The following is a 21,656-nucleotide window of genomic DNA, read 5'->3' as shown; positions in this document are numbered from 1 at the left end:
ATAAGGAGGTCGGGAAACGATGAAAATAAGATATGATTCTCCATTTTGGGAACGGATGGGAAAACTTTATTATATAATTGTTTTAAATTTCTTGTGGTTATTATTTAGTCTTCCAGTAATTACAATCGGTCCATCCACTGTTGCGCTCCATCAATGTATGTTTCATTTGATTAATGGGAAAGAAATGACTATCTTCACGGAATTTTACCAATCATTTAAGCGAAATTTTATAAGAAATATGATGGCTGGTATTATTGTTGTCGGTTTTGAAATGTTGTTGCTATCTTCCCGAAATTTTTATTTTGAAATTGCTGCAAATACATCATGGAGTATTTACTATTTTTATATTTTTCTAGTTTTTCTGTTTGCTTTGTTCTTTGTAATAATATTTCCAGTTTTAGTAAGTTATGATGGGGCGGTTTTAGAATTATTAAGACTCTCTCTCTTTTTAGCTATAAAAAATTTACCAATGAGCATCATGATGGTAGTAATAGACTATTTGATCATTTACTTTTGTCAAATGTTAATTCCATTAGCTCTAATAGGAGTCGCCCTTATAGTGTTCATTAACAGCCGTATTTATCTATGGAGAGTCACTAATAGCTTGGTAATCGAATGAGTAAATTTTTGATGAAAAAGTACAGTAGTTTGAATCCAATCGAAAAGGAATGAGAGAAGAATGCCTGAAAATTTCAAAACTGCAAAATTGATCATCGATAAATCTTTTAAAATAGCAGAAATTGATTCCCGTATTTATGGTTCCTTTATAGAGCATTTAGGTCGTGCGGTTTATGGAGGTATTTATGATCCAGGGCATCCTTTGGCGGATAAAAATGGATTCCGTCAAGATGTAATGGAGTTAGTGAAACAATTACAAGTTCCGATCGTTCGTTATCCTGGAGGAAATATGGTGTCTGCTTACAATTGGGAAGATGGGGTAGGGCCAAAAGAGAAACGACCAAAGAAATTGGAACTAGCATGGAATTCCATCGAAACAAATGAAGTAGGAACAAATGAATTTTTTGAATGGGCAAAACAAGTGAATTCTGAAGTAATGATGGCTGTAAACCTTGGAACACGTGGAATTGATGCAGCCCGTAACCTTTTGGAATATTGCAATCTCCCAGGAGGTACCTATTGGAGTGATTTAAGAAAACAACATGGCTATGAAGACCCGCATAATATTAAAGTTTGGTGCTTAGGGAATGAAATGGATGGACCATGGCAAATTGGACATAAAACAGCTTATGAATATGGAAGACTAGCTGCAGAAACAGCAAAGGCAATGAAAATTGTGGATCCACGAATCGAGCTTGTCAGTTGCGGAAGTTCCAATACAGCGATGCCAACATTTCCTGAGTGGGAAGCAACCTCATTGGATCAGACATATGATTACGTTGATTATGTATCACTTCATACCTATTATGGTAACCGAGATAATGATACAGCCAATTTCCTCGCAAAATCATTAGATATGGATGATTTTATAAAAACGGTTATCGCAACCTGTGATTATATTAAGGCGAAGAAGAGAAGCAAGAAAAAACTTCATTTAACTTTGATGAATGGAATGTTTGGTTCCACTCTAATGCTCAAGATAAACAAATAGAGCCTTGGAGTGTAGCGCCACCACTGTTAGAGGACGTTTATAATTTTGAAGATGCATTGCTTGTAGGAAGTTTATTGAACTCTTTAATTAATCATTCAGATCGAGTGAAAATTGCTTGCCTTGCTCAACTAGTAAATGTTATTGCTCCAATAATGACGGAAACAGGTGGGGGATCTTGGAAACAGACTATTTTCTATCCATACTATTATACATCTGTATATGGTCGAGGGACGGCCATTCAGGCGATAGTGGATTCACCAAAATATGATTCAAAGGATTTTACAGATGTACCATACTTAGATCAATCCATTGTCTATAATGAGGAGAAAGAGGAACTTGTTATTTTTGCTGTTAATAGAAGCTTAGACAATCAATTAAATGTCGATGTGGATATTCGGTCATTTGAGGGATATTCCATTGAGGAGCATATTGTCCTTGCAAACGATGACCCAAAGGCGATTAACACCCTTCAACATGAGGCAGTAAAACCTATTGCCTCTAAGAAATCTTATATGGAAAATGGCAAATTAGTACTTGTACTGCCAAAAATGTCTTGGAATGTTATTCGGTTGAGAAGAAAGTAGTTTATCTATTTTTCATAGTGGAGAATTAGGGAGAGAAGGAATTCCTCTCTATTCTTTTTTTAGTTGTTTTCCGAGATGAAAGCATGATTCGCTGGGGAATGAGCCGAGCTGCTTCGTCGATTTAAATATAATTTCTACTTGCATACTTTTAAGCTTTCTCATCATTTATTTTGAAGGAAGGTTTTTCAGTGCCCTCATGAAAATGGGGGCTATTTTTTGCTTTGGGCATAACACCTATTCCTTTACTTACACCCTTCTCACAAAAAAACTCGTCGTAATTGACGAGTAAGAAGAAGGAAAAGGATAAACTTCCTTCTAGCAAAATGGAAGGAATATTATTGGTTCATATAGAAGTAATGAAAACGGAAACATTTTTTTATTATTTCTCATATTTGTAGAAACCAGCGCCTGTTTTTCTTCCAAATCTTCCGGCTCTCATCATGGTTTTTAATAAGAGTGGAGGAGAGAAACGATTATCGGAATATTCCTTCTGTAGATATTCCATCACATGAAAGCTAATATCAACGCCGGCATAATCCTGAAGCTCGAATGGACCCATCGGATGGTTCAAGCCATATTTAATTGCTTTATCAATATCCTCTTTTGAAGCAATATCTTCTTCAAGGACCTTCGTAGCTTCAATATAAAAAGGCATGAGAATTCGATTAACAACAAATCCAGGAGAATCTTTTTTTACGACAACTGGAATTTTATTTAAAGATTCTGCTACTTTTTTTAATCTATTTATCGTCTCATCAGATGTCTCTAAGCCATAGACAATCTCAATAAGTTTCATTAGTTGTGCTGGATTAAAGAAATGAAAACCAGCAACATGGTCAGGACGCTGTGTAGCAAAAGAGATTTCCGTTATTGACATAGAAGATGTGTTTGTAGCTAAAATAACATCCTCTCTAACAATACGATCAAGTTCAGCAAAAACAGATTTTTTTAGATTGATATCTTCTAGAACAGCTTCTACGACGAGATCCACATTTTCGAAATCTTGTAGATTCGTAGTTGTTTTTAATAATGATAATGCCTCTTCCATTTTTGTCTCGGTTAATTTACCACGTTCGATACTTTTAGTCATAAATTGAGTCATTCTATTTAAAGAGTTTTCAAGAAAATGTTCCTTGATATCATGTAAAACTACATGATATCCATTTAAAATAAAAGCATTTGCAATACCCGTTCCCATTGAGCCTGCACCAACAATACCAACAGTTTTAATAGACATTTCCATTTTCCTCCTTTTTTCTTTTATAAATGAATTGTATGGGCTTACATTTGATATTACAAGTATTAATTCTCAACAATTTTAAATCTTTTATATAAAATATAGAGCTCACTTGAAAAATATGATAATGGATTTATTAACTTTTGCATAGTTAATAGAACAGGATAGAATAAAATCTTATATTCATAGTGTTTTGATGAAATAATAAATGTTTGTCTAAGGAGGTATTTTAATGAATATATCAACTAAATTAGCACAAATGATTGTTACGGATATGAAGCAGATAATAAATAAAGAGATAAATTATATTGATACAAACGGTAATATCATTGCCAGTACAAATCATCATCGAATAGGATTATTTCATGGTGGTGGAAAAAAAGTCGTTGAAAGTAAAGCTGATTTAATCATTGAGTACGATGGACAATTTAAAGGAACCCGTAAAGGAATTAATATGCCAATTTATTTTGAAAGCTCGATTGTCGGAGTTATTGGAATTACAGGAGAGAGGGAGGAGGTAGAAAAATATGGAAAGATAATTAAACGTATGACAGAAATACTAATTAAAGAAGAATACATAGAAAACTTAAAAAACAAACAAAAAGAAAATCATCGAATGATTATCGAAGAAATCATAACAAATGCAGATAAAAATGAATCAGCATTATTAGAAAAAGTAAATGTATTTAAAATGAACACAGATGCATCCAGGATGGTTATTATTTCTGAAATATTGGAAATGAATTCTAACATCATAGAAAAGAAGGAGGAGATATACACTATATTTCATAGAATTATGATTAAAGATTCGGACAACTTAATCATGCAAAACAGGAATTCAGTTGTATTAATTCTAACAGAAATCTCCAAATCACAATTGCTTTATAAAATGGAGGAAATAAGTAAAGAATTAAAGAGGAAATATGGTTTACAAGTGAAATTTGGTATAGGTTCATTAGAAAACTCGCTTGTGGATTTAAAAATTTCTTATGAAAAGGCCAAGTTGGCATTAGATTGGGTTAAATTATCTTCCAGAGAAAGTATTCGTTATTACAGTGAGATGGATATTGAATTAATCATCAGTAATGTTTCTGAAATAATTGCTTATGAATTTTGCAATAAAGTAATAGGTGATTTAGAAGAACGGGATGTAGAGGAGTATAGAGAAATTCTCCAATTATTTGAAGAATTTAATGGTTCCATTAAGAAAATCTCGGAAATATTATTCATTCATAAGAACTCCTTACAATATAAGCTAAATCGACTACGTGATAAAACAGGATATGATATGAGAAAGTATCAAGATTTTGTTCTCTTAAAAGTTGCTTTTGCTTTAAAAGAATAAATTATGTTTGTTACAGATAATAAATATTATGCATTGTTTTCTATATTTTCTTATTACGTAAACCATAGATAACAGGATTTTATTCGTTTTATAATAGATAAAAAGAAAGCGCTATCTTTTATAGTTGGAATTATTAGAATGGGGTGGTACGTTGAAAATTGTTGTGGCATCTGACTCATTTAAAGGTAGTGCATCTACTTTTGAAATTTCAGATTATATCGAAAAAGGAATTAGAAGAGTACAGCCTGATGCCATTGTTCTTAAAATTCCTCTGGCGGACGGTGGAGAAGGAACGGTTGATGCAATTGTTACTGCAACAAATGGTAATTATGTGACTAAAGAGGTAACAGGTCCTTTAGGGCAAAAAGTAAAAGCTAAATTTGGCATTATTAATGAAAAAGTTGCGATTATTGAGATGGCAGAGGCATCAGGATTAACACTCATTAAGGATGAAGAAAGAAATCCATTTAAAACGACAACATTCGGTACAGGAGAACTAATTAAAGCAGCTTTAGATTATGGAGTAGATGAAGTAGTGATTGGTATTGGAGGAAGTGCAACTAATGACGGTGGAGCAGGGATGGCTCAGGCTTTAGGCGTATCTTTGAAAGATAGGAATGGAAATGAAATTGGCTATGGAGCTGAATCCCTTGAAAAATTATCTATGATTGATATTACTAAAATCGATCCTCGTCTTCAATCAACGAAAATCACGGTGCTATCCGATGTTACCAATCCACTATGTGGAGAAAATGGTGCATCCTATATATACGGACCTCAAAAGGGAGCAACACAAGATGACCTTGAAACATTAGATAATTTATTGAGGAAATTTGGAAATAAACTCGAAAGGGAATTTCAAATTAATTTAGTAAATAGACAAGGTTCAGGAGCTGCTGGAGGTTTAGGAGCAGGGTTAATGGCATTTTGCGATGCTAAGATTTATTCAGGAATAGAAAGAATATTGTCCTATATTAAATTAGAAGACCATATAAAAGATGCTGATTTAGTCATTACTGGAGAAGGAAGAATGGATAACCAATCAGTGAATGGTAAAGCACCTTTAGGGGTTGCTAAAATTGCTAAAATGTATCATTTACCAGTTGTTGCTATTGTAGGAAGTGAAGGGAATCAGCTAGAGAATGTTTATAATAATGGCATTGATTTAGTCCTAGACATTGTAAATAAACCGATGACATTGCAAGATGCAATGGATAATGTTAGAGAATTAACGGCAAATGCAGGGGAAAAAGCGATAAGAGCTTTTCGTTTAGGATTTAGAGTAAATCATATGAAGGAGGAAATTTTGTGAATAAAACCGTTAAAATCCTATTTATCCTTTTTAATATTGTCTACTTTGTTTTTGATTGGATGGTTATTCCTTATTTGCCTAATCCACTACTTTTCAATTGGTTACCACTTCAGATGTTCCTATTATTTGCTCTTCCAATTGTTGGAGCAATAGTTTGGGGATTATATTTTAATAGCTTCTTCAAAACACAGAAACACGTAAAGTATGAACAATAATGCCTAGTAAAGGAGGAAAGTAGATGAATGCAAGTATATTAATTATTGTCGGAATTCTAATATATGCAGGTTTTTTAATTTTCCATGGCTTAATTTCCTTTAAATCTACGAGTAAATCTTCTGAAGCATTTTTTACAGCAGACCGTGGTGTAAATCCATTTGTCTTACTAGCTACTACAGCCATTTCTGTTTTCTCTGCATTAGCATTTTATGGTGTTCCAGCAGCTATATATAGAGAGGGAATTGGTTATTTTTCCAACACTGGTGGAATGATCGCTGGTCTATTATTCGTTATACTCGGGTATCGACTATGGATACTTGGGAAAGAATACGGGTTTTCTACACCAGTAGATTATCTGAGAGCAAGGTATTATTCAGAGGGATTCGGACTTTTAGTAGCTGTTGTATTAATTTTATTCATTATTCCTTATGTAGCAATGCAATTAATAGCAATCGGAGATGCAGCCGTTGTAACGACAAAAGGGTTAGTACCATATGTGTTAGCAGTTGCTTTAGCAACAGTGGTTGTTTCGCTACATATTATTGGCGGTGGAATGAAATCAGTTGCAGGAATGGATACTTTCCACTTTATTTTGGGGATTGGTACTTTAATCACGTTAATTACTTATTTTACATTAACTTATTTTCCAGATGGTGGTCTTGCTCAAGCAGTTGACATCATAAAAAATGATCCGAATTTGGCTGGCATCTTATCACATCCAGGTCCAAATGGGACATTCAATTGGAAAGGTACATTGTCAAACGCCTTAACTGGAGCAGTTGCAACAGTTGTTTGGCCACACATTTTTATGAGAACATTTATTGCAGCTAGTAAAGACAACTTTAGAACAATGTCATGGTCTTTACCAATTGCATATGTTGTTATTTACTTTTTCATCGTCGTAATAGGTGCAATTATTGCTCCAGCTATTGTGGGACCTAACTTTGCTGATACCGATAATATCATGTCTGTCTTATCAACTGAATATGCACCACCTTTTATATCCTTTATTTCTCTATTATGTTTATTTGCATTCGGAGTCTCGACAGCAGATTCTATGCTTTTATCCGCTAGTGCAATTGGATCTAGAGACATATATTTACGTCATGCATATGAATTAAAAGGAAAACAAATAGATTCAAAAAGAGTTGTATATTTTGGACGTATTTTGCTTGTAATCCTAATGTTTTTAACGATTATTGTTGTAGCAATCAAACCAGCATACATTGTGGATTATGCGTATAAGCTATCATCCCCATTCTTTGCACAAATTCTTCCAGCTACTATATTTGGTCTGTTTTGGAAAAGGGGAACAAAAGAGGGAGCAATTGTTGGAACTGTAGCAGGTTTAATTGTTACAACAATCTTTACTTTCTTTATTACACCTCCATTAGGTTTTTCCGCTTTAGTATGGGCATTACTAGTAAATACAGTTGCATTTGTTGGAGTTAGTTTAGTAACGAAAGTACCAGTAGAGGTAGTAAATAAATACATTATTCGAATAGATTCTATTATTAACTCAGGAACAGAGATAAATAGTGCAGTTGATGCATCCATTTCTGAACTGAATCAAAAGGAGAATTTATAATGAATCATATAAGAATGAATGTTTATGGCGTGAGTATTGAACATCCTGTTGACTGGCAAATTTATATTAATTCTCAAAATAGATTCTCATTTAATGAAGGATTAATAAAAATTGACAAGGTTGACGGGGGAAAGAAAAATCAAATCTCTCTTTCAATTAGATGGGCAAAAATGAAGAAGGATATAAACTTAGAAGATTATATCGAAGAGCTAGAAAAACAATTTAGAAAAAAAGAAAAGAAAAGTCGTCATAAAGACTCCTACAAAATTATGGATAAAAAAAGGTGGATGATTGACGGAAATGAAGCATATTTTTTACACAATCAATTTCAAGCTAATCACAATGTCTATCGATTTTTAGGGAAAGAGGAATTGGTCGAGACATTACAGATTGTGTACTACTCGAAAGAAACGAAAAGAATGATTATTGGAACGTTATTAACTACCCCTGAAGAATTAAGAAACAGGAAGTCAGAGTTAATGAATATATTATCATCGTTAAAAGAAGATATCCAAAGTGATATCGAGCACCTGAAAAAGGGTCAGGATTCTTCACAAATTAAGGTCATATAAAGTAGAAAACTAATAGCATATGTTTTTAATAGAATCATATGCTATTAGTTCTTAACAAAGGTGGGAGAGTAACTTGATATCAGGTAACGATTACTGGAGTAACGAGATAAAAGATCCTTTAAGGAAGCAATTATTTCTGAACAAGGAATATTACTCTTTTCAAACTATATCAGACAATATGTATAAAGTAGTAAAGGAAAATGCTAGTAATTCTCCAGATAAAATTGCCATTATTGATACAGATGGGAGCACGTATACGTATTTTGACATACAGAAAAAAGTAGAACAATTAGCTTCTTATCTTGTTATGAAATATGGTATGAAAAAAGGATCCCATATAGGAATATTACTATTTAATTCGGTAGAGTTTGTGGTTGTATTTTTAGCTGCTCAAAAGTTAGGAGCTACGATTATACCATTTCCAACCAAATATAAAGAAAAGGAAATCATTTCTTTAATCGAAAATAGTGATTGTGATTTGATAATAGCGGATGAAGAATACAGTCATTGGATATCGAAATATGAAGAAATTTATAATCGTACTTTCCTTTGTAAAACCAAGAATGATAGAAATCATTACGGTTTTACATTTACGGAAGCATATCCTTTAATAGAAACATACGAAACGGGAAATTTGGAAGATATAGCTATTATTATGTTTACTTCTGGAACTACGTCAAATTGCAAAGGCGCAGTAATAAGAAATTTTAATATACAACACGCCATAAATGCGTATGTAAGAATCTTTGAATTAACTGACAAAGATAGTTCGATACTAGCTACTCCTATGTACAATATAACTGGATTAGTTGGAATCTTGTCCGTAGTACTTAAATGTAAAGGCACATTATACCTTCAAAAACTATTTAAAGCAGAGAATGTATTAGAACAGATGCAAAAAAATAACATTACTTTTTTGCATAGTTCCCCAACCGTCCTTACCATGCTGATGAGCGAGAAGAGACGATTCCCTCATTTGCCAGAATTGAGAACGATTGCATGTGGTAGTAGTAATATGGCTATCGAAAAAATTAAGGAATTAAAAAAGTGGTTACCACAAATGTCATTTCGAACCATTTATGGACTTACAGAAACAACATCTCCTGGAACCATTTCACCAACAGATGTTTCGACAAGTCCATATATCGGCAGCTCTGGTCATCCCATTCCAGGATTATTTATTAAAATTATCAATGATAATGGAAAAGAGGCAGCCGTAGGGGAAAAGGGAGAGGTTTGGATAAAGGGTACGAATGTAATTGAAGAATACTATAATCAAAATTCAACGTTAATAACAGCAGACAAATGGCTGAGAACAGGAGACATTGGATATATCAATTCTACTGGTTATCTTTACATCGTTGATCGAATAAAAGACTTAATTAATAGAGGTGGAGAAAAAATCTATACCTTTGATGTAGAAAATGCAATTTATCAAATAGAAGGAATTAAAGAAGTAGCAGTCGTTGGTGTGAAGGATAATCTATATGGAGAAATACCGGTAGCGATTCTTTGCGTAGAAGAAGGCTTTATGATAGATGAAATAATGCTCAAAACGAATCTAAAAGAAAAATTAGCAAGCTATGAAATTCCCGTTAAATATTTTTTTGTAAAGGAAATAGATAAAACGCCTAATGGAAAAATTGATAAGAAAAAAATAAGAAAAAACTTGGAGTCTACTAGGGAGAGGGGATAACTTGAAAGCTAATTTTATTAAAGCGAAAGAGGCAATTAAGTTAATAAAGGATGGGGCAACTATATCAACTGTAGGAATGACCTTAGTTAGTTCCTCTGAAACGATATTAAAAGAAATAGAAAATAGTTATTTAGAAAATGGCTATCCAAAGGATTTAACACTTGTTCATGCTGCAGGACAAAGTGATCGAAAAGATGGTATCCAGCATTTTGCACATGAAGGATTAGTCACTAAAATCATTGGGTCACATTGGGGTCTGCAGCCAAAGTGGATGGAAATGATTTCACAGAATAAAGTAATAGCCTATTGTCTTCCTCAAGGACAGATAGCTCAGTTATATCGATCGATGGCATGTGGTCTCCCTGGAAAAATGAGTAAAGTTGGTTTAGGCACATTCGTTGACCCTCGAATCGAAGGTGGGAAGATGAATGATAGAACGAAGGAATTGGCTAATATATCAGAAATCATGGAATATGACGGAGAAGAGTATATGTTCTATAAGAATATTCCACTGGACATTTGTATTATTAGAGGCACAACAGCAGATGAGATGGGGAATATCTCGATGGAAGAGGAAGCAATGAAGCTAGAGGTACTACCAGCTGTGCTTGCTACAAAAAGATTTGGAGGAAAAGTTATTGCACAAGTGAAAAGAGTAGCACGAACTGGAACGATTCATCCAAAAGAAGTAGTGGTTCCAGGCGTTTTTATTGATGCGATTGTTGTCGCTGATAATCCTTTTGAAGATCATCGGCAGACATCTTCCTGGTATTATGATCCTTCCTATTCAGGTGACTTAAGGGTGCCTCAAGACTCTATTGAGCCGTTGGAATTGAATATCCGCAAGTTTATTGGGAGAAGGGCGATTATGGAAATTAAACCAGGTGATGTCATCAATCTTGGTACAGGAATTCCGAATGATGTAGTTGGAAAAATTGCCAATGAAGAAGGAATTACAAACGACATTATGATAACGGTTGAATCAGGTATTTATGGAGGGATACAAGCGGGAGGAATTGATTTTGGAATTGGGCAAAATCTATTTGCTATGATTACACACCATGAACAAATGGATTACTATAACGGTGCGGGAGTTGATGTCACCTTTATGGGTGCTGGTGAATTAGACGGAGAAGGAAATATAAACGCTACAAAGATGGGGACAAGATGTACCGGTGCTGGTGGCTTTATTGATATTACACAAAATGCGAAAAAGGTTGTTTTCTGTGCAACCTTTAATACAGGTGGAACGGAAATTTCGTTAGAAAATAGTAACGTGGTTATCAAAAAAGAAGGCGCAATAAAAAAAATGGTCAACAAAGTTTCACAGATTTCCTTTAATGGAAAATTGGCCAGAGAAAAAGGGCAAGATGTAGTATTTGTAACAGAGCGAGCTGTATTTAAATTAGTCAAAGAGGGTGTCATGCTAACAGAAATTGCACCAGGTATTGATTTACAAAAGGATGTATTAGATAGGATGGATTTTACTCCGATTATTTGTGAAGATTTAAAATTAATGGATGAACGTTTGTTTAGAGATGGACCATTTGGTTTGAAAAATAAACAATTTGAGCAATGAAATGGGAGGGAAGTATAAATGGGCAGATTACACGATAAAGTTTCTATTGTTACAGGTGCAGCTAGAGGGCTAGGAAAAGGAATTGCCGAAAAGCTTTGCAAGGAAGGAGCAACAGTAGTAATTGCTGATATTTCAGAGGAAGCTTGTAGGGATGTAGTAAATGAATTTACTGAAAAGGGATATGAAGCAGCGTACTGTGCAACAAATATAGCGAATCAAGAAGAAGTGAAGAATCTTTTTGCTTATACAGTACGAGAGTTTGATACAGTTGATATTTTAGTTAATAATGCTGGGATTAACAGAGATGTAACCATTCATAAGATGACGGTTGATCAATGGCAACAAGTCATTGATGTGAATTTAACAGGAACGTTTTTTTGTACACAAGAAGCGGCATTACTTATGAGAGAAAAAGAGTATGGTAGAATCATTTCCATTTCATCTGCTAGTTGGTTAGGTAACTTTGGCCAGGCAAACTATGCAGCTTCAAAGGCGGGAGTTGTGGGATTAACAAAGACAGCTTCGAGAGAATTAGCGATAAAAAATATTACTTGTAATGCGATTTGTCCAGGGTTTATTGAGACAGATATGACACGAGGTGTTCCTGAAAAGGTTTGGGATATAATGGTTTCCAAGATTCCGATGAAGCGTGCGGGGAGTCCTTCTGATGTGGCGAATATGGTTGCATTCTTGGCATCTGATGAAGCCTCCTATATTACAGGAGAAGTAATAAATGTCGGCGGTGGAATGATTCTTTAACTCATATTTCAAAAGACATTATTCTAGGAAGAGGGGAATGTAAAATGGCAAATTTGAAAGAAGTGGTAATCGTTTCAGGTTCAAGAACTGCGATTGGAAAATTTGGTGGTAGTCTAAAAGATATTCATGTTACAGATTTAGCAGCAACGGTTGTGAAAGATGCTGTTATAAAAGCTGGAATCTCATCAAATGAAGTGGATGAATTAATAGTAGGAAATGTAGGGCAAATTGCTGAAAATGGATTTATTGGTAGAGTAGTATCATTAAAGGCAGACTTACCATTAGAAACGACAGCCTATTCCGTTAATAGACAATGTGGTTCAGGCTTGCAAGCAATTGTCGATGGAATGTTAGAAATTCAAACAGGTAATGCAGATGTAGTAGTTGCTTGTGGAACAGAAAATATGTCCCAATTACCTTATTATGATAAGGGATCACGCTTTGGATATAAAATGGGGAATGGAGTTTTAGAGGATGGATTACTTACTATTTTAACATGGCCAGGTGGACCTTATCATAATGGAACAACAGCAGAAAATGTGGCAGAAAGATACCATGTTTCCCGAAAGGAACAGGATGAATTTTCGATACAGAGTCAGGAAAAGGCAATTAAAGCCATTGAAGAAGGGAAATTTAAAGATGAAATTGTCCCTATCGAATTAAAGGATCGTAAAGGCAATGTATCTTATTTTGACACAGATGAGCATCCTAGAGCAGGATTGACGATTGAAAAGTTAAGTAAAATGAAACCTGCTTTTAAAGAGAATGGATCTGTTACTGCTGCGAATGCTTCAGGTATTAATGATGGCGCAGCTGCAGTCGTATTGATGTCAAAAGAAAAAGCAGTAGAATTAGGGATTAAGCCGATTCTAAAAATAAAAGGGTATGCTGTTGCTGGAAATGAGCCAGAACTTATGGGGTATGCACCTAAATTATCGACGGAAAAATTAGCGAAAAAATTAAAAGTGAATCTACAGGAAATTGACCTTTTTGAAATAAATGAGGCTTTCGCTTCCCAAGCATTTGCTGTGATAAGAGATTTAGAGATTAACCCAAATAAAGTAAATGTGAATGGTGGCGCAATTAGTTTAGGTCATCCAGTAGGGGCCACTGGTGTGATATTGGCTGTTAAAATGATGTATGAAATGCAGCGTACTAATCAGAATACAGGAATTATTAGTATGTGTATAGGTGGAGGGCAAGGAATTTCTGCTTTATTTGAAAGATGTGAATGATGATTAGTATTTTGATGTAATAAAAAAACTACAATCAATGGAGATGGTAAATCCTCTCTGATTGTAGTTTTTTTTATTACTTCAATTTCCGACTCAAAAAAGCTTTCGTACGCAAAGATTGAGGATTTGTAAAGAGACTACTTGGAGGTCCAGATTCTTCGATTACCCCATTGTCCATGAAGATGACTTTGTTTGCGACTTCCTTGGCAAATCCCATTTCATGGGTAACGACTATCATCGTCATTTTTTCTTCTGCTAAGTCTTTCATCACTTCTAACACTTCACCAGTTAATTCAGGGTCTAGTGCAGATGTTGGTTCATCAAACAGCAAAATTTCTGGTTCCATCATTAATGCCCGAGCTATGGCAACGCGCTGTTTTTGTCCTCCTGATAGTTTAGCTGGATAAACGTTTATGAAATTGGAAAGCCCGATTTTCTCCAGTATTTTCATGCTTCTGTCATGAATGGTAGCGGCTGATTCTTTCTTGACTAATTTCGGTGCAAGTTCAATATTTTCTTTGACGGTAAGATGTGGAAAAAGATTGAAATGCTGAAACACCATTCCCATCTTTGTCGTAATCTGTTTAATTTTTTGGGGCGGTGAGTAGATTCCGTCTTTCACTAACTCTTCCCCACAAACACGAATACTACCACCATCTATTTTTTCTAAATCGACAAGACAACGGAGCATCGTACTTTTTCCAGAACCAGATGGACCAATAACCGCAACGACATCATTGTTATTGACTTCAAAGGTAATTTGCTTTAATACATCGACCTTGTCGTATGATTTTTTAATATTCTCTATTTCGATGATTGCCATAAAAATCCGTCCTTCTTATTCAAATTTAAATCTACGCTCCAGCCATTTAAATAGTGCTGTTAATAGTAGAGTCATGATTAAATAAATAATCCCTGCGATGAAAAATGGAATAATCGTAAAATCCCGATTTACAGCAGTTTGCGCAAAGTGAAGTAATTCTGGGACAGCAACAGCATAGAGCAAGGCTGTATCTTTCACTAATGTAACCGACTCATTTGCAACAGCAGGAAGGGCAATGCGAAACATTTGTGGCAGCACAACACGCGTTGTTGTTTGCCATTTATTTAAACCGAGAACTTGAGAAGCTTCAAACTGACCTTTATCGATAGCAAGTAGACCTCCACGGAAAATTTCCGCAAAATAGGCTGCATAATTCAAAATAAAGCCTAGAGAGGCAGCTACAAAACGATCTAACACCAAGTATTCTCCGATTCCTGGAATCATGGGTAATCCAAAGCAAATAAATAATAATTGCAGTAATAAAGGGGTTCCACGCATGATGTAAACATAATAACTTGCCAGCCAAGCAATTGGTTTGATACTAGATCTTATAGCAAGAGTTAAAAGAAAACCTAGTGGAATGGATACCACAATAGCAATAATAAATAAAAGAACGGTTGCTTGTGCTCCTTCTAACATTGGTTTTAGTATCGACATAATATAATCAAACGACATTTCTCTTCCTCCAACAAAACAAAACAGGGTTTCGTAAAGAAATCCTGTTTTGTTTACGATTCATTTGCGAGTTTACTTTAATACTTTATTTTCTCCAAACCATTTTTCCGAAACTTTAGCGGCTGTTCCATCTTCATTCATCTCATCAAGTGCTTTTTGAAGTTTTTCTAATAAAGCTTCATTGCCTTTTTTAACACCAATTCCATATTCTTCTGGAGCAAGGGACTCTTCAAGCACTTTAAAGGTATCTTGCTCTTTTGTCATATAATAATCAATAACAATTTCATCAATAACGACTGCATCCAAACGACCAGATTTTAAATCACTTAAGGCTAATACGTTATCGGAAAACTCGGTAACTTCTTTAATTTTTGATTTAATCGGATTGCTATCTAATGCATCAGATGCAGAAGAAAGAGATTGTAGCCCAACAACTTTTCCTTCTAAATCATCTAATTTTGTTATGTTTGAATCAGTTAATGTTACGACTACTTGTGCATTTTTTAAATAAGGCTTTGTGAAAAGTACTTTTTCTTTCCGTTCATCCGTTATAGTATATCCATTCCAAATTAGGTCAATTCGACCGCTACTTAATTCGGATTCCTTTGTTTTCCAATCGATTGGTTGGAATTCTACTGACATATCCATTTTTTCAGCAGCTGCTTTCGCATAATCTATATCGAAACCAACGATTTCATTATCTTCATCTCTAAATCCCATTGGAGCGAATTTATCATCAATTCCAATTACTAAAGTATCTTCCTTTTTATCAGATGAATTATTTGAACAAGCTGTAAAAATGAAGAATACAGATGCTAAAATAAGTAAATTAATTGCTAAACGTTTCATGTTGTATAAAGCCACCTTTATGAATTGAAGTTTGTATTTTTTAAGATAAATCTATTAAAAATCAGGCTCTCACCAAAAATACTTTAGTTCGATAATATATTAGAGTGATAAACCAATGAATAGAATTTACCATATTAAAAAAGTAATTGTCAATAAAATATTTTAGTATATTAGTAGAGTAAAGGATTTGTTGGAGGAATTATCCAAAAAAATACTCTTTCTTATTAGTGGATGACTTAGGAATTATAAAGAAAAAGAAGTACTAAAAACTTGAGTGGATTGGTGCGGGAGATTACATAGGCGAAACCTATAAAAAATACGCTTAACATATAACTAGATGGAAATAGTTTCATTACGGTTAATAACCAAGAATAGGTAGAGGTGATAGTTGCTGCAACAGGGAATTAGCGATCAATGATGAATAGCTATTCGCTATCTCCCCCGCAAAGCTAAGATAGGATTTACTCCCTATCATTATTTGTATTAAAAGGTGCATTTATTATGTACTTTTTAGATGATATAAGTGTATCTTTTTTCAATATGTAAGGATGGGTTTCCAATAAAAGTGTTGATAAAAAATTTGGCATTTTTAGTTGTCCATACGCACAGACTAGTGGAAAGGAAATCTGATTGACTGCTTGATCAATAATTTTTTCTAATTCGCCTATTAAGTGGAAAGGCTCCTCCATCGTTGCCCATTCAACATGTGCCCATGATCGAAAAGATATATTATTATCTACATATGGCTGAACGGTTTTATTGAAATATTCTGTGATTGCTGGAGGATGATACCCGCCGCTTGAAAAATAAAAATCTAAACTATTAACATAATGTAGCTGTTTCATTTGTTCAGAAGTAAGGATAAATGTTAATTTCTCATAAATCCTTTTGAAATTCCGTTCATTCTCAACTAGAATAATATAATCACCTGCATCAATCCCAGTATGGATAAACTGAATTACTTCCTCCATATAGTTTTTCCTATCGATATAAAAAAATAATACATGTAATTTTTCTTTCCCTTCTAAAAATTGCCTCTTTATATATTCCAATTAAGCACCTCTCCCTTTTTTCTAATTCCATTATAGTAGATTTTCTAATAAAAGTAAGTCTCAGATATTGGGGGAAATAAGCAGAAGCCGAAAGATAAGAAGAATTTTTCGATTATCCTCTAATTGGATAACTGAGAGTTGAAAGTTTAGGAAAAGGCTGGGACAAAACTAAATAACTAATTTTTAAAGACGAACAATCTCTAAGTTAACTCTTAAATAAAGCTAATTTCTCATGATGATTAGCTATGTTTTAAATATAGTCAAGTGTAAAAATAAGTCGTTCCATTGCGCTACAGACACTGCACTTGAGGCCACTGAAAAAGTGATTACCTGGTGAATCGGTAGTTACCAAACCATTCTAACTTAGTGTAGGCTTTTGTTTTCCGAGGCTTACCGCACGACTCACCGGGGCGAGCGCCGAGCCGCTTCACAGCTCACGCTCCTGCAGGGTCTCGGACTTTCTCGCATCTCCCGTAGGAGTCGAGCGGACACCTCTCCAAACCAACTTATTATTTGCTTTCAAATAAATAAAACCTCATTTAATTTGGAGAACTAGACTTTTTCAGTGCCCTCCTCGCATGCGCTGCGGGGTCTCAGCCTTTCCTCTATTTCCCGCAGGAGTCGAGTGCCTTCAGCTCAATCCCCTTCGTTTTTAAACTTTTTTCCCAACTGCTAAACACGAATTTTCATGTGTATTAACCATATGAAAGTTTGTCTATATTATTAGCTGAAATGCTTATGTCCCAGCCTCGATTTGTATAACGGGTAATAATGAAAAAAGGGTCCGACAAAGGGCTAGCGAATATTTTTCCACTTTAGAGAACCGGACCCATTATGAGGGTGGGTATAAGGGAAGTCTTTATTAAGTTTCTCATTTAACTCTGCTATGGATAAATGCTCCAACATTTCAGAGGATAAGCCGCTATTACAAACAATCTTTTGAATGAGAATATTTTTAATGGATTTCGTTTTATCGTAATAAACCATTGTAATTCCCCCTAATTTAATCTATTTCATTTTTCGAAGATATCAAAGAAGTATTGATAATATCATTATAACTTAACAAGTTGACTATTCCAAGTGGTTAAGGTGGATTTATTTCATAGTTAATGATTATGTTTTGATTTGTTCCATAATTGCTTATTGTGGCAAAATGCCCAATTCGTTATAATGGGCAAAAGGATAAGTGACTGAAGATTAAGATTTATTTATTTATAAAAGGGGTGGGGGCATGTGTAAGTACGAACTCATATTATTTGATTTAGATGGAACAATTTCAGATCCTAAAGAAGGAATCACGAAATCTGTTCAATATGCATTGCAAAAGCTTGGGAAAGAAGAACCTGATTTAGATAAATTAGAAAGGTTTATTGGTCCGCCACTACAAGAATCTTTTCCAAAATACTATGGTTACAACGAGGAAATAACGAATCAGGCCATAGCACTATATAGAAAGCGATTTTCGCAAAGCGGAATGTTTGAAAATGAATTATATCCAAGTATATCGATGTTACTCGACTTATTACAAAAAGAAGGTTGCATTTTAATTGTTGCCACTTCCAAACCAACTATTTTTGCGGAGACGATTTTGAAATATTTTCAAATCGAGCAATATTTTACGCAAATCATTGGCAGTAATCTCGATGGGACTAGAACTTCAAAAACAGAAATTATTCAATACATAGTAGATTTATATCCGTCTTATCAGCTGAGTGACTTTGTGATGATAGGGGATAGGGAGCATGATATCATTGGAGCAAAAAATGTAGGTATTGATTCGATAGGAGTTACATATGGCTATGGCTCATATGAAGAGCTACACAAGGCAAATGCAACCTATATTGTGGAGAGTATCGATCAATTAACTGATATTTTAATAGGGAGAAAGAATGAGAGAAAACAGCAAATTAATCTTGTGACAGAGGATGAGGCTCCTCTTGTCCATAGGCTAATGCTAGAGGCGTTTGAAGATTATCGATATATGGAGGTGCCCTCAAGTGCACTGAATGAACCAATAGACAAATTAATAGATGCACTCAAAAATGGAACAGAGCAAGCAATTCTTTATCGATTAAATGCTATCCCTCTTGGTTCCTCCCGTTTACAGCTAAAAGGAGATTCTCTTTATTTTTCGAGACTTTCCGTTACTCCTTCAGCAAGAGGGAAAGGGATTGCGCAAGAAATGTTAGCATGGATGGAAGAATATGCATTATTAAACGGAAAGCAGAAAATGGTGTGTAAAGTTAGAGCAAATGTACGAAAGAATATAAGTTTATACGAAAAATTGGGATTTATCATAACAAAAGAAGAAGAGGCAAACAATCCAAATGGAAAACTAGTTAAAACAGTTAATATGGAAAAGCAGATAAAAAGGAAAACTCCATCTACCATTTAAATCGGTTGAATAGTAAAGTCCTCTCTTTGGTGAGAGAAAGTCTTTTCTATTATGTACTAAAATGCCCAATTTAAGTTGCCTCTGTCTCTATGTTTATGGTATAAACCAAACGAATATCCATCCAAATAAATAATAACTATATATGCAAGTGTTATATGATAATCTATAATGAATATACTGAAAATTCCATACCTAATAGGTAGAAGGGGAAAGACATAAGGAGGAAAAAGCGTAATGAATTACAAATTTGCCAATCGAATAGAACGAGTAAAACCATCAGCTATCAGAGAACTACTAAAATTGGGGGCGGATCCTTCTATTATTTCATTTGGAGGTGGATATCCAGATCCAGAGATTTTTCCAATTGAAAAATTAAGAAAAGTATACGATCAGGTACTACTAGAAGAGGGAAAATTGGCGCTGCAATATACAGGAACAGAAGGATTAATGGCATTAAGGGAAAAGCTTGTGAACCGAGTGAAGAAAATTGGCATAAGCTGTGATGTTGATAATCTTTTTATTATTCAGGGCGGACAGCAAGGATTAGATCTTGCAGCCAAGGCTTTTATTGATTATGGAGATATTATTATAACGGAGAATCCAACTTTTTTAGGTGCGCTTGCTGCATTTAATCCATATGAACCAGAATACATAGGTGTATCAATGGATGAAAATGGTATGAGAATGGACGAACTTGAGGCTGTATTACAAAAGCATCCTAATGCGAAGCTTATCTATACGGTTCCTGAATTTCAGAATCCTACAGGAGTGACGATGAGCTTAGAGAGAAGAAAGGCTTTAGTAGACTTAGCAAATAAATATAATGTCGTCATTGTAGAAGATAGTCCGTATCGTGAAATACGATACGAAGGAGAAGATATGCCATCTATTAAAAGTTTTGACACAGAGGGAAGAGTTATTCATATTGGAAGCTTTTCGAAAATTCTTAGTCCAGGATTACGTCTTGGCTGGTTAATTGCAGATCGTGCATTAGCTGAGAAACTAAGCTTATTAAAGATGGCTTCCGATACGCAAAATTCTACTTTAAATATGTATGCAGTGAATCGATTTATGGATATGTATGATTTGGATGAGCATATCGCACATATCAAAGAAACGTATAAACATAAGAAAGAATTGATGTTTCAAACGCTACAGGAAGCTTTTCCGAAAAGTGTTACCTATACATATCCGCAAGGCGGTTTGTTTACATGGCTCACTTTTCCACAACATATTGATACAAAAATTCTTATGCAGGAACGTAGTTTGCCAATCGCAAAAGTAGCTTACGTGCCAGGTGAAAGCTTTTTCCCTAACATGCAAGAAAAAAACCATTGCCGAATTAATTATTCGTATATGTCAGAAGAGAATATCATTAAAGGCATTACAAGTTTAGGGGAAATAGTGAAGGAAATGTGTTAGGAAGCAACTATTTAAATAACGAAAAACGTAAGTTAGTTACTTTTGATAACTTTTTAATGATAAGTAAGTCATATTATTTGCAATTAAATAATCTCAGTATTAGGATAAAAAAGTAATACAAATTTTCAAAAAATACGGAGGTTAAAAGGATGAAAATTGGAATTATCTTAGGTAGTACACGTCAAGGAAGAGTGAGTCCACAAGTTGGAGCATGGGTGAAAGAAATTGCTGACAAGCGTGGAGATGCTGAATACGAAATCGTTGATATTGCAGATTTTAATTTACCATTTTTAGGTTCAGCAGAAGGCCAAGAAAATGTTGCAGCTTGGAATGAAAAGTTAGCTAGCCTTGATGGCTTCGTATTTGTTGCTGCAGAATATAATCACAGTATAACTGGTGCTTTAAAAAATGCTTTAGATTCTGCAAGAGAAGCTTGGAACAATAAAGCAGCTGGAATTGTAAGCTATGGTTCAACAGGTGGAGCACGAGCAGCAGAGCATTTACGAGGAATTTTAGGCGAATTGCAAATTGCTGACGTTCGAGTTCATCCAACGCTTTCTTTATTTACTGATTTTGAAAACTTCACAACATTTAAACCATCTTCTCTTCATTTAGAGAACATGAATGCAATGCTTGATCAAGTAGTAGCTTGGAGCACAGCATTAAAAACAATTCGTGGATAATTTGTATACATAGAGTAGGGCTTTT

19 protein-coding genes and 1 pseudogene are annotated in these 21,656 nt (G+C 34.5%); 14 read left to right on the top strand and 6 right to left on the bottom strand.

Translation table 11 applies throughout. The features are described from left to right. The first annotated feature begins 19 nt into the window (after positions 1–19). Entirely contained in the window at positions 20–619 is a 600-nt protein-coding gene (locus QQZ16_RS13995; RefSeq protein ID WP_031538457.1) for a YesL family protein, read from the top strand. Between the two features lie 60 nt (positions 620–679). Continuing rightward, a pseudogene (gene arfA, locus QQZ16_RS13990) lies at positions 680–2,193 on the top strand (arabinosylfuranosidase ArfA). A gap of 379 nt (positions 2,194–2,572) precedes the next feature. Here arfA and QQZ16_RS13985 read toward each other — a convergent pair. Continuing rightward, entirely contained in the window at positions 2,573–3,430 is an 858-nt protein-coding gene (locus tag QQZ16_RS13985) for a 3-hydroxyacyl-CoA dehydrogenase family protein (protein WP_235248398.1), read from the bottom strand. Positions 3,431–3,662: 232 nt separating this feature from the next. On the opposite strand from QQZ16_RS13985, the gene QQZ16_RS13980 reads away from it, so the two are divergent. The 9 genes from QQZ16_RS13980 to QQZ16_RS13940 all read left to right on the top strand — a co-directional run bounded on the left by QQZ16_RS13980 (position 3,663) and on the right by QQZ16_RS13940 (position 13,732). Continuing rightward, positions 3,663–4,775 carry a CdaR family transcriptional regulator gene (locus tag QQZ16_RS13980; protein ID WP_235248397.1) on the top strand — a complete coding sequence of 371 codons (1,113 nt, stop codon included), beginning with the start codon at positions 3,663–3,665 and terminating at the stop codon, positions 4,773–4,775. A gap of 124 nt (positions 4,776–4,899) precedes the next feature. Further along, positions 4,900–6,087, top strand: coding sequence for a glycerate kinase (locus QQZ16_RS13975; RefSeq protein WP_284561430.1), 1,188 nt, complete (start codon positions 4,900–4,902; stop codon positions 6,085–6,087). Then, positions 6,084–6,302 carry a hypothetical protein gene (locus tag QQZ16_RS13970; RefSeq protein WP_235248387.1) on the top strand — a complete coding sequence of 73 codons (219 nt, stop codon included), beginning with the start codon at positions 6,084–6,086 and terminating at the stop codon, positions 6,300–6,302. The genes QQZ16_RS13975 and QQZ16_RS13970 overlap by 4 nt, the downstream gene beginning before the upstream one ends. A gap of 23 nt (positions 6,303–6,325) precedes the next feature. Further along, positions 6,326–7,891 carry a sodium:solute symporter family protein gene (locus QQZ16_RS13965; protein WP_235248385.1) on the top strand — a complete coding sequence of 522 codons (1,566 nt, stop codon included), beginning with the start codon at positions 6,326–6,328 and terminating at the stop codon, positions 7,889–7,891. Then, complete coding sequence (locus tag QQZ16_RS13960) at positions 7,891–8,463, top strand: hypothetical protein (RefSeq protein ID WP_235248382.1); 573 nt, start codon at positions 7,891–7,893, stop codon at positions 8,461–8,463. The genes QQZ16_RS13965 and QQZ16_RS13960 overlap by 1 nt, the downstream gene beginning before the upstream one ends. A 73-nt stretch (positions 8,464–8,536) precedes the next feature. Beyond that, positions 8,537–10,159, top strand: a complete 1,623-nt coding sequence (locus QQZ16_RS13955) for a class I adenylate-forming enzyme family protein (RefSeq protein ID WP_235248380.1) — start codon at positions 8,537–8,539, stop codon at positions 10,157–10,159. A gap of 1 nt (position 10,160) precedes the next feature. Beyond that, positions 10,161–11,738 carry an acyl CoA:acetate/3-ketoacid CoA transferase gene (locus tag QQZ16_RS13950; protein WP_235248367.1) on the top strand — a complete coding sequence of 526 codons (1,578 nt, stop codon included), beginning with the start codon at positions 10,161–10,163 and terminating at the stop codon, positions 11,736–11,738. Between the two features lie 18 nt (positions 11,739–11,756). Next, positions 11,757–12,497, top strand: coding sequence for a 3-oxoacyl-ACP reductase FabG (fabG, locus tag QQZ16_RS13945; protein WP_235248359.1), 741 nt, complete (start codon positions 11,757–11,759; stop codon positions 12,495–12,497). Positions 12,498–12,541: 44 nt separating this feature from the next. Beyond that, complete coding sequence (locus tag QQZ16_RS13940) at positions 12,542–13,732, top strand: thiolase family protein (protein WP_235248357.1); 1,191 nt, start codon at positions 12,542–12,544, stop codon at positions 13,730–13,732. A 76-nt stretch (positions 13,733–13,808) separates the two neighbouring features. Here the strand turns inward: QQZ16_RS13940 and QQZ16_RS13935 are convergent, their stop codons facing one another. The 5 genes from QQZ16_RS13935 to QQZ16_RS13915 all read right to left on the bottom strand — a co-directional run bounded on the left by QQZ16_RS13935 (position 13,809) and on the right by QQZ16_RS13915 (position 18,118). After that, on the bottom strand, positions 13,809–14,555 hold the full coding sequence (locus tag QQZ16_RS13935; protein ID WP_268817798.1) for an amino acid ABC transporter ATP-binding protein: 747 nt from the start codon (positions 14,553–14,555) through the stop codon (positions 13,809–13,811). 15 nt (positions 14,556–14,570) lie between these two features. Further along, a complete protein-coding gene (locus QQZ16_RS13930; protein WP_235248355.1) occupies positions 14,571–15,230 on the bottom strand; it encodes an amino acid ABC transporter permease in 660 nt (219 codons plus the stop codon). A 72-nt stretch (positions 15,231–15,302) separates the two neighbouring features. Then, a complete protein-coding gene (locus QQZ16_RS13925; RefSeq protein WP_031538463.1) occupies positions 15,303–16,079 on the bottom strand; it encodes an amino acid ABC transporter substrate-binding protein in 777 nt (258 codons plus the stop codon). Positions 16,080–16,540: 461 nt separating this feature from the next. Continuing rightward, on the bottom strand, positions 16,541–17,131 hold the full coding sequence (locus QQZ16_RS13920) for an MEDS domain-containing protein (protein WP_235248346.1): 591 nt from the start codon (positions 17,129–17,131) through the stop codon (positions 16,541–16,543). A 795-nt stretch (positions 17,132–17,926) separates the two neighbouring features. Further along, complete coding sequence (locus QQZ16_RS13915) at positions 17,927–18,118, bottom strand: hypothetical protein (RefSeq protein WP_031538935.1); 192 nt, start codon at positions 18,116–18,118, stop codon at positions 17,927–17,929. A 244-nt stretch (positions 18,119–18,362) separates the two neighbouring features. On the opposite strand from QQZ16_RS13915, the gene QQZ16_RS23175 reads away from it, so the two are divergent. The 3 genes from QQZ16_RS23175 to QQZ16_RS13895 all read left to right on the top strand — a co-directional run bounded on the left by QQZ16_RS23175 (position 18,363) and on the right by QQZ16_RS13895 (position 21,631). Beyond that, positions 18,363–19,526 carry a GNAT family N-acetyltransferase gene (locus QQZ16_RS23175; protein ID WP_342395200.1) on the top strand — a complete coding sequence of 388 codons (1,164 nt, stop codon included), beginning with the start codon at positions 18,363–18,365 and terminating at the stop codon, positions 19,524–19,526. 234 nt (positions 19,527–19,760) lie between these two features. Further along, positions 19,761–20,948 (top strand): aminotransferase-like domain-containing protein, encoded by a 1,188-nt coding sequence (locus QQZ16_RS13900; RefSeq protein ID WP_031538933.1) that lies wholly within the window; start codon positions 19,761–19,763, stop codon positions 20,946–20,948. A gap of 149 nt (positions 20,949–21,097) precedes the next feature. Next, positions 21,098–21,631, top strand: coding sequence for an NADPH-dependent FMN reductase (locus tag QQZ16_RS13895; RefSeq protein ID WP_031538932.1), 534 nt, complete (start codon positions 21,098–21,100; stop codon positions 21,629–21,631). The last annotated feature ends 25 nt before the right edge of the window (positions 21,632–21,656 follow it).

The sequence above is a fragment of the Bacillus sp. T2.9-1 genome (assembly GCF_950097965.1).
In the GTDB taxonomy this organism is placed as follows: domain Bacteria; phylum Bacillota; class Bacilli; order Bacillales; family Cytobacillaceae; genus Niallia; species Niallia hominis.
Note: the sequence above shows the minus strand (reverse complement) of the source record. Positions and strands in the feature narration are given on the sequence as shown.

Bases quoted from the DNA above. Each gene is read 5' to 3' on its own strand.
- QQZ16_RS13995 (WP_031538457.1), top strand. From the start codon at position 20: ATGAAAATAAGATATGATTCTCCATTTTGGGAACGGATGGGAAAACTT.
- QQZ16_RS13985 (WP_235248398.1), bottom strand. From the start codon at position 3,430: ATGTCTATTAAAACTGTTGGTATTGTTGGTGCAGGCTCAATGGGAACG.
- QQZ16_RS13980 (WP_235248397.1), top strand. From the start codon at position 3,663: ATGAATATATCAACTAAATTAGCACAAATGATTGTTACGGATATGAAG.
- QQZ16_RS13965 (WP_235248385.1), top strand. From the start codon at position 6,326: ATGAATGCAAGTATATTAATTATTGTCGGAATTCTAATATATGCAGGT.
- QQZ16_RS13960 (WP_235248382.1), top strand. From the start codon at position 7,891: ATGAATCATATAAGAATGAATGTTTATGGCGTGAGTATTGAACATCCT.
- fabG (WP_235248359.1), top strand. From the start codon at position 11,757: ATGGGCAGATTACACGATAAAGTTTCTATTGTTACAGGTGCAGCTAGA.
- QQZ16_RS13940 (WP_235248357.1), top strand. From the start codon at position 12,542: ATGGCAAATTTGAAAGAAGTGGTAATCGTTTCAGGTTCAAGAACTGCG.
- QQZ16_RS13935 (WP_268817798.1), bottom strand. From the start codon at position 14,555: ATGGCAATCATCGAAATAGAGAATATTAAAAAATCATACGACAAGGTC.
- QQZ16_RS13930 (WP_235248355.1), bottom strand. From the start codon at position 15,230: ATGTCGTTTGATTATATTATGTCGATACTAAAACCAATGTTAGAAGGA.
- QQZ16_RS13925 (WP_031538463.1), bottom strand. From the start codon at position 16,079: ATGAAACGTTTAGCAATTAATTTACTTATTTTAGCATCTGTATTCTTC.
- QQZ16_RS13915 (WP_031538935.1), bottom strand. From the start codon at position 18,118: ATGGTTTATTACGATAAAACGAAATCCATTAAAAATATTCTCATTCAA.
- QQZ16_RS23175 (WP_342395200.1), top strand. From the start codon at position 18,363: ATGTGTAAGTACGAACTCATATTATTTGATTTAGATGGAACAATTTCA.
- QQZ16_RS13900 (WP_031538933.1), top strand. From the start codon at position 19,761: ATGAATTACAAATTTGCCAATCGAATAGAACGAGTAAAACCATCAGCT.
- QQZ16_RS13895 (WP_031538932.1), top strand. From the start codon at position 21,098: ATGAAAATTGGAATTATCTTAGGTAGTACACGTCAAGGAAGAGTGAGT.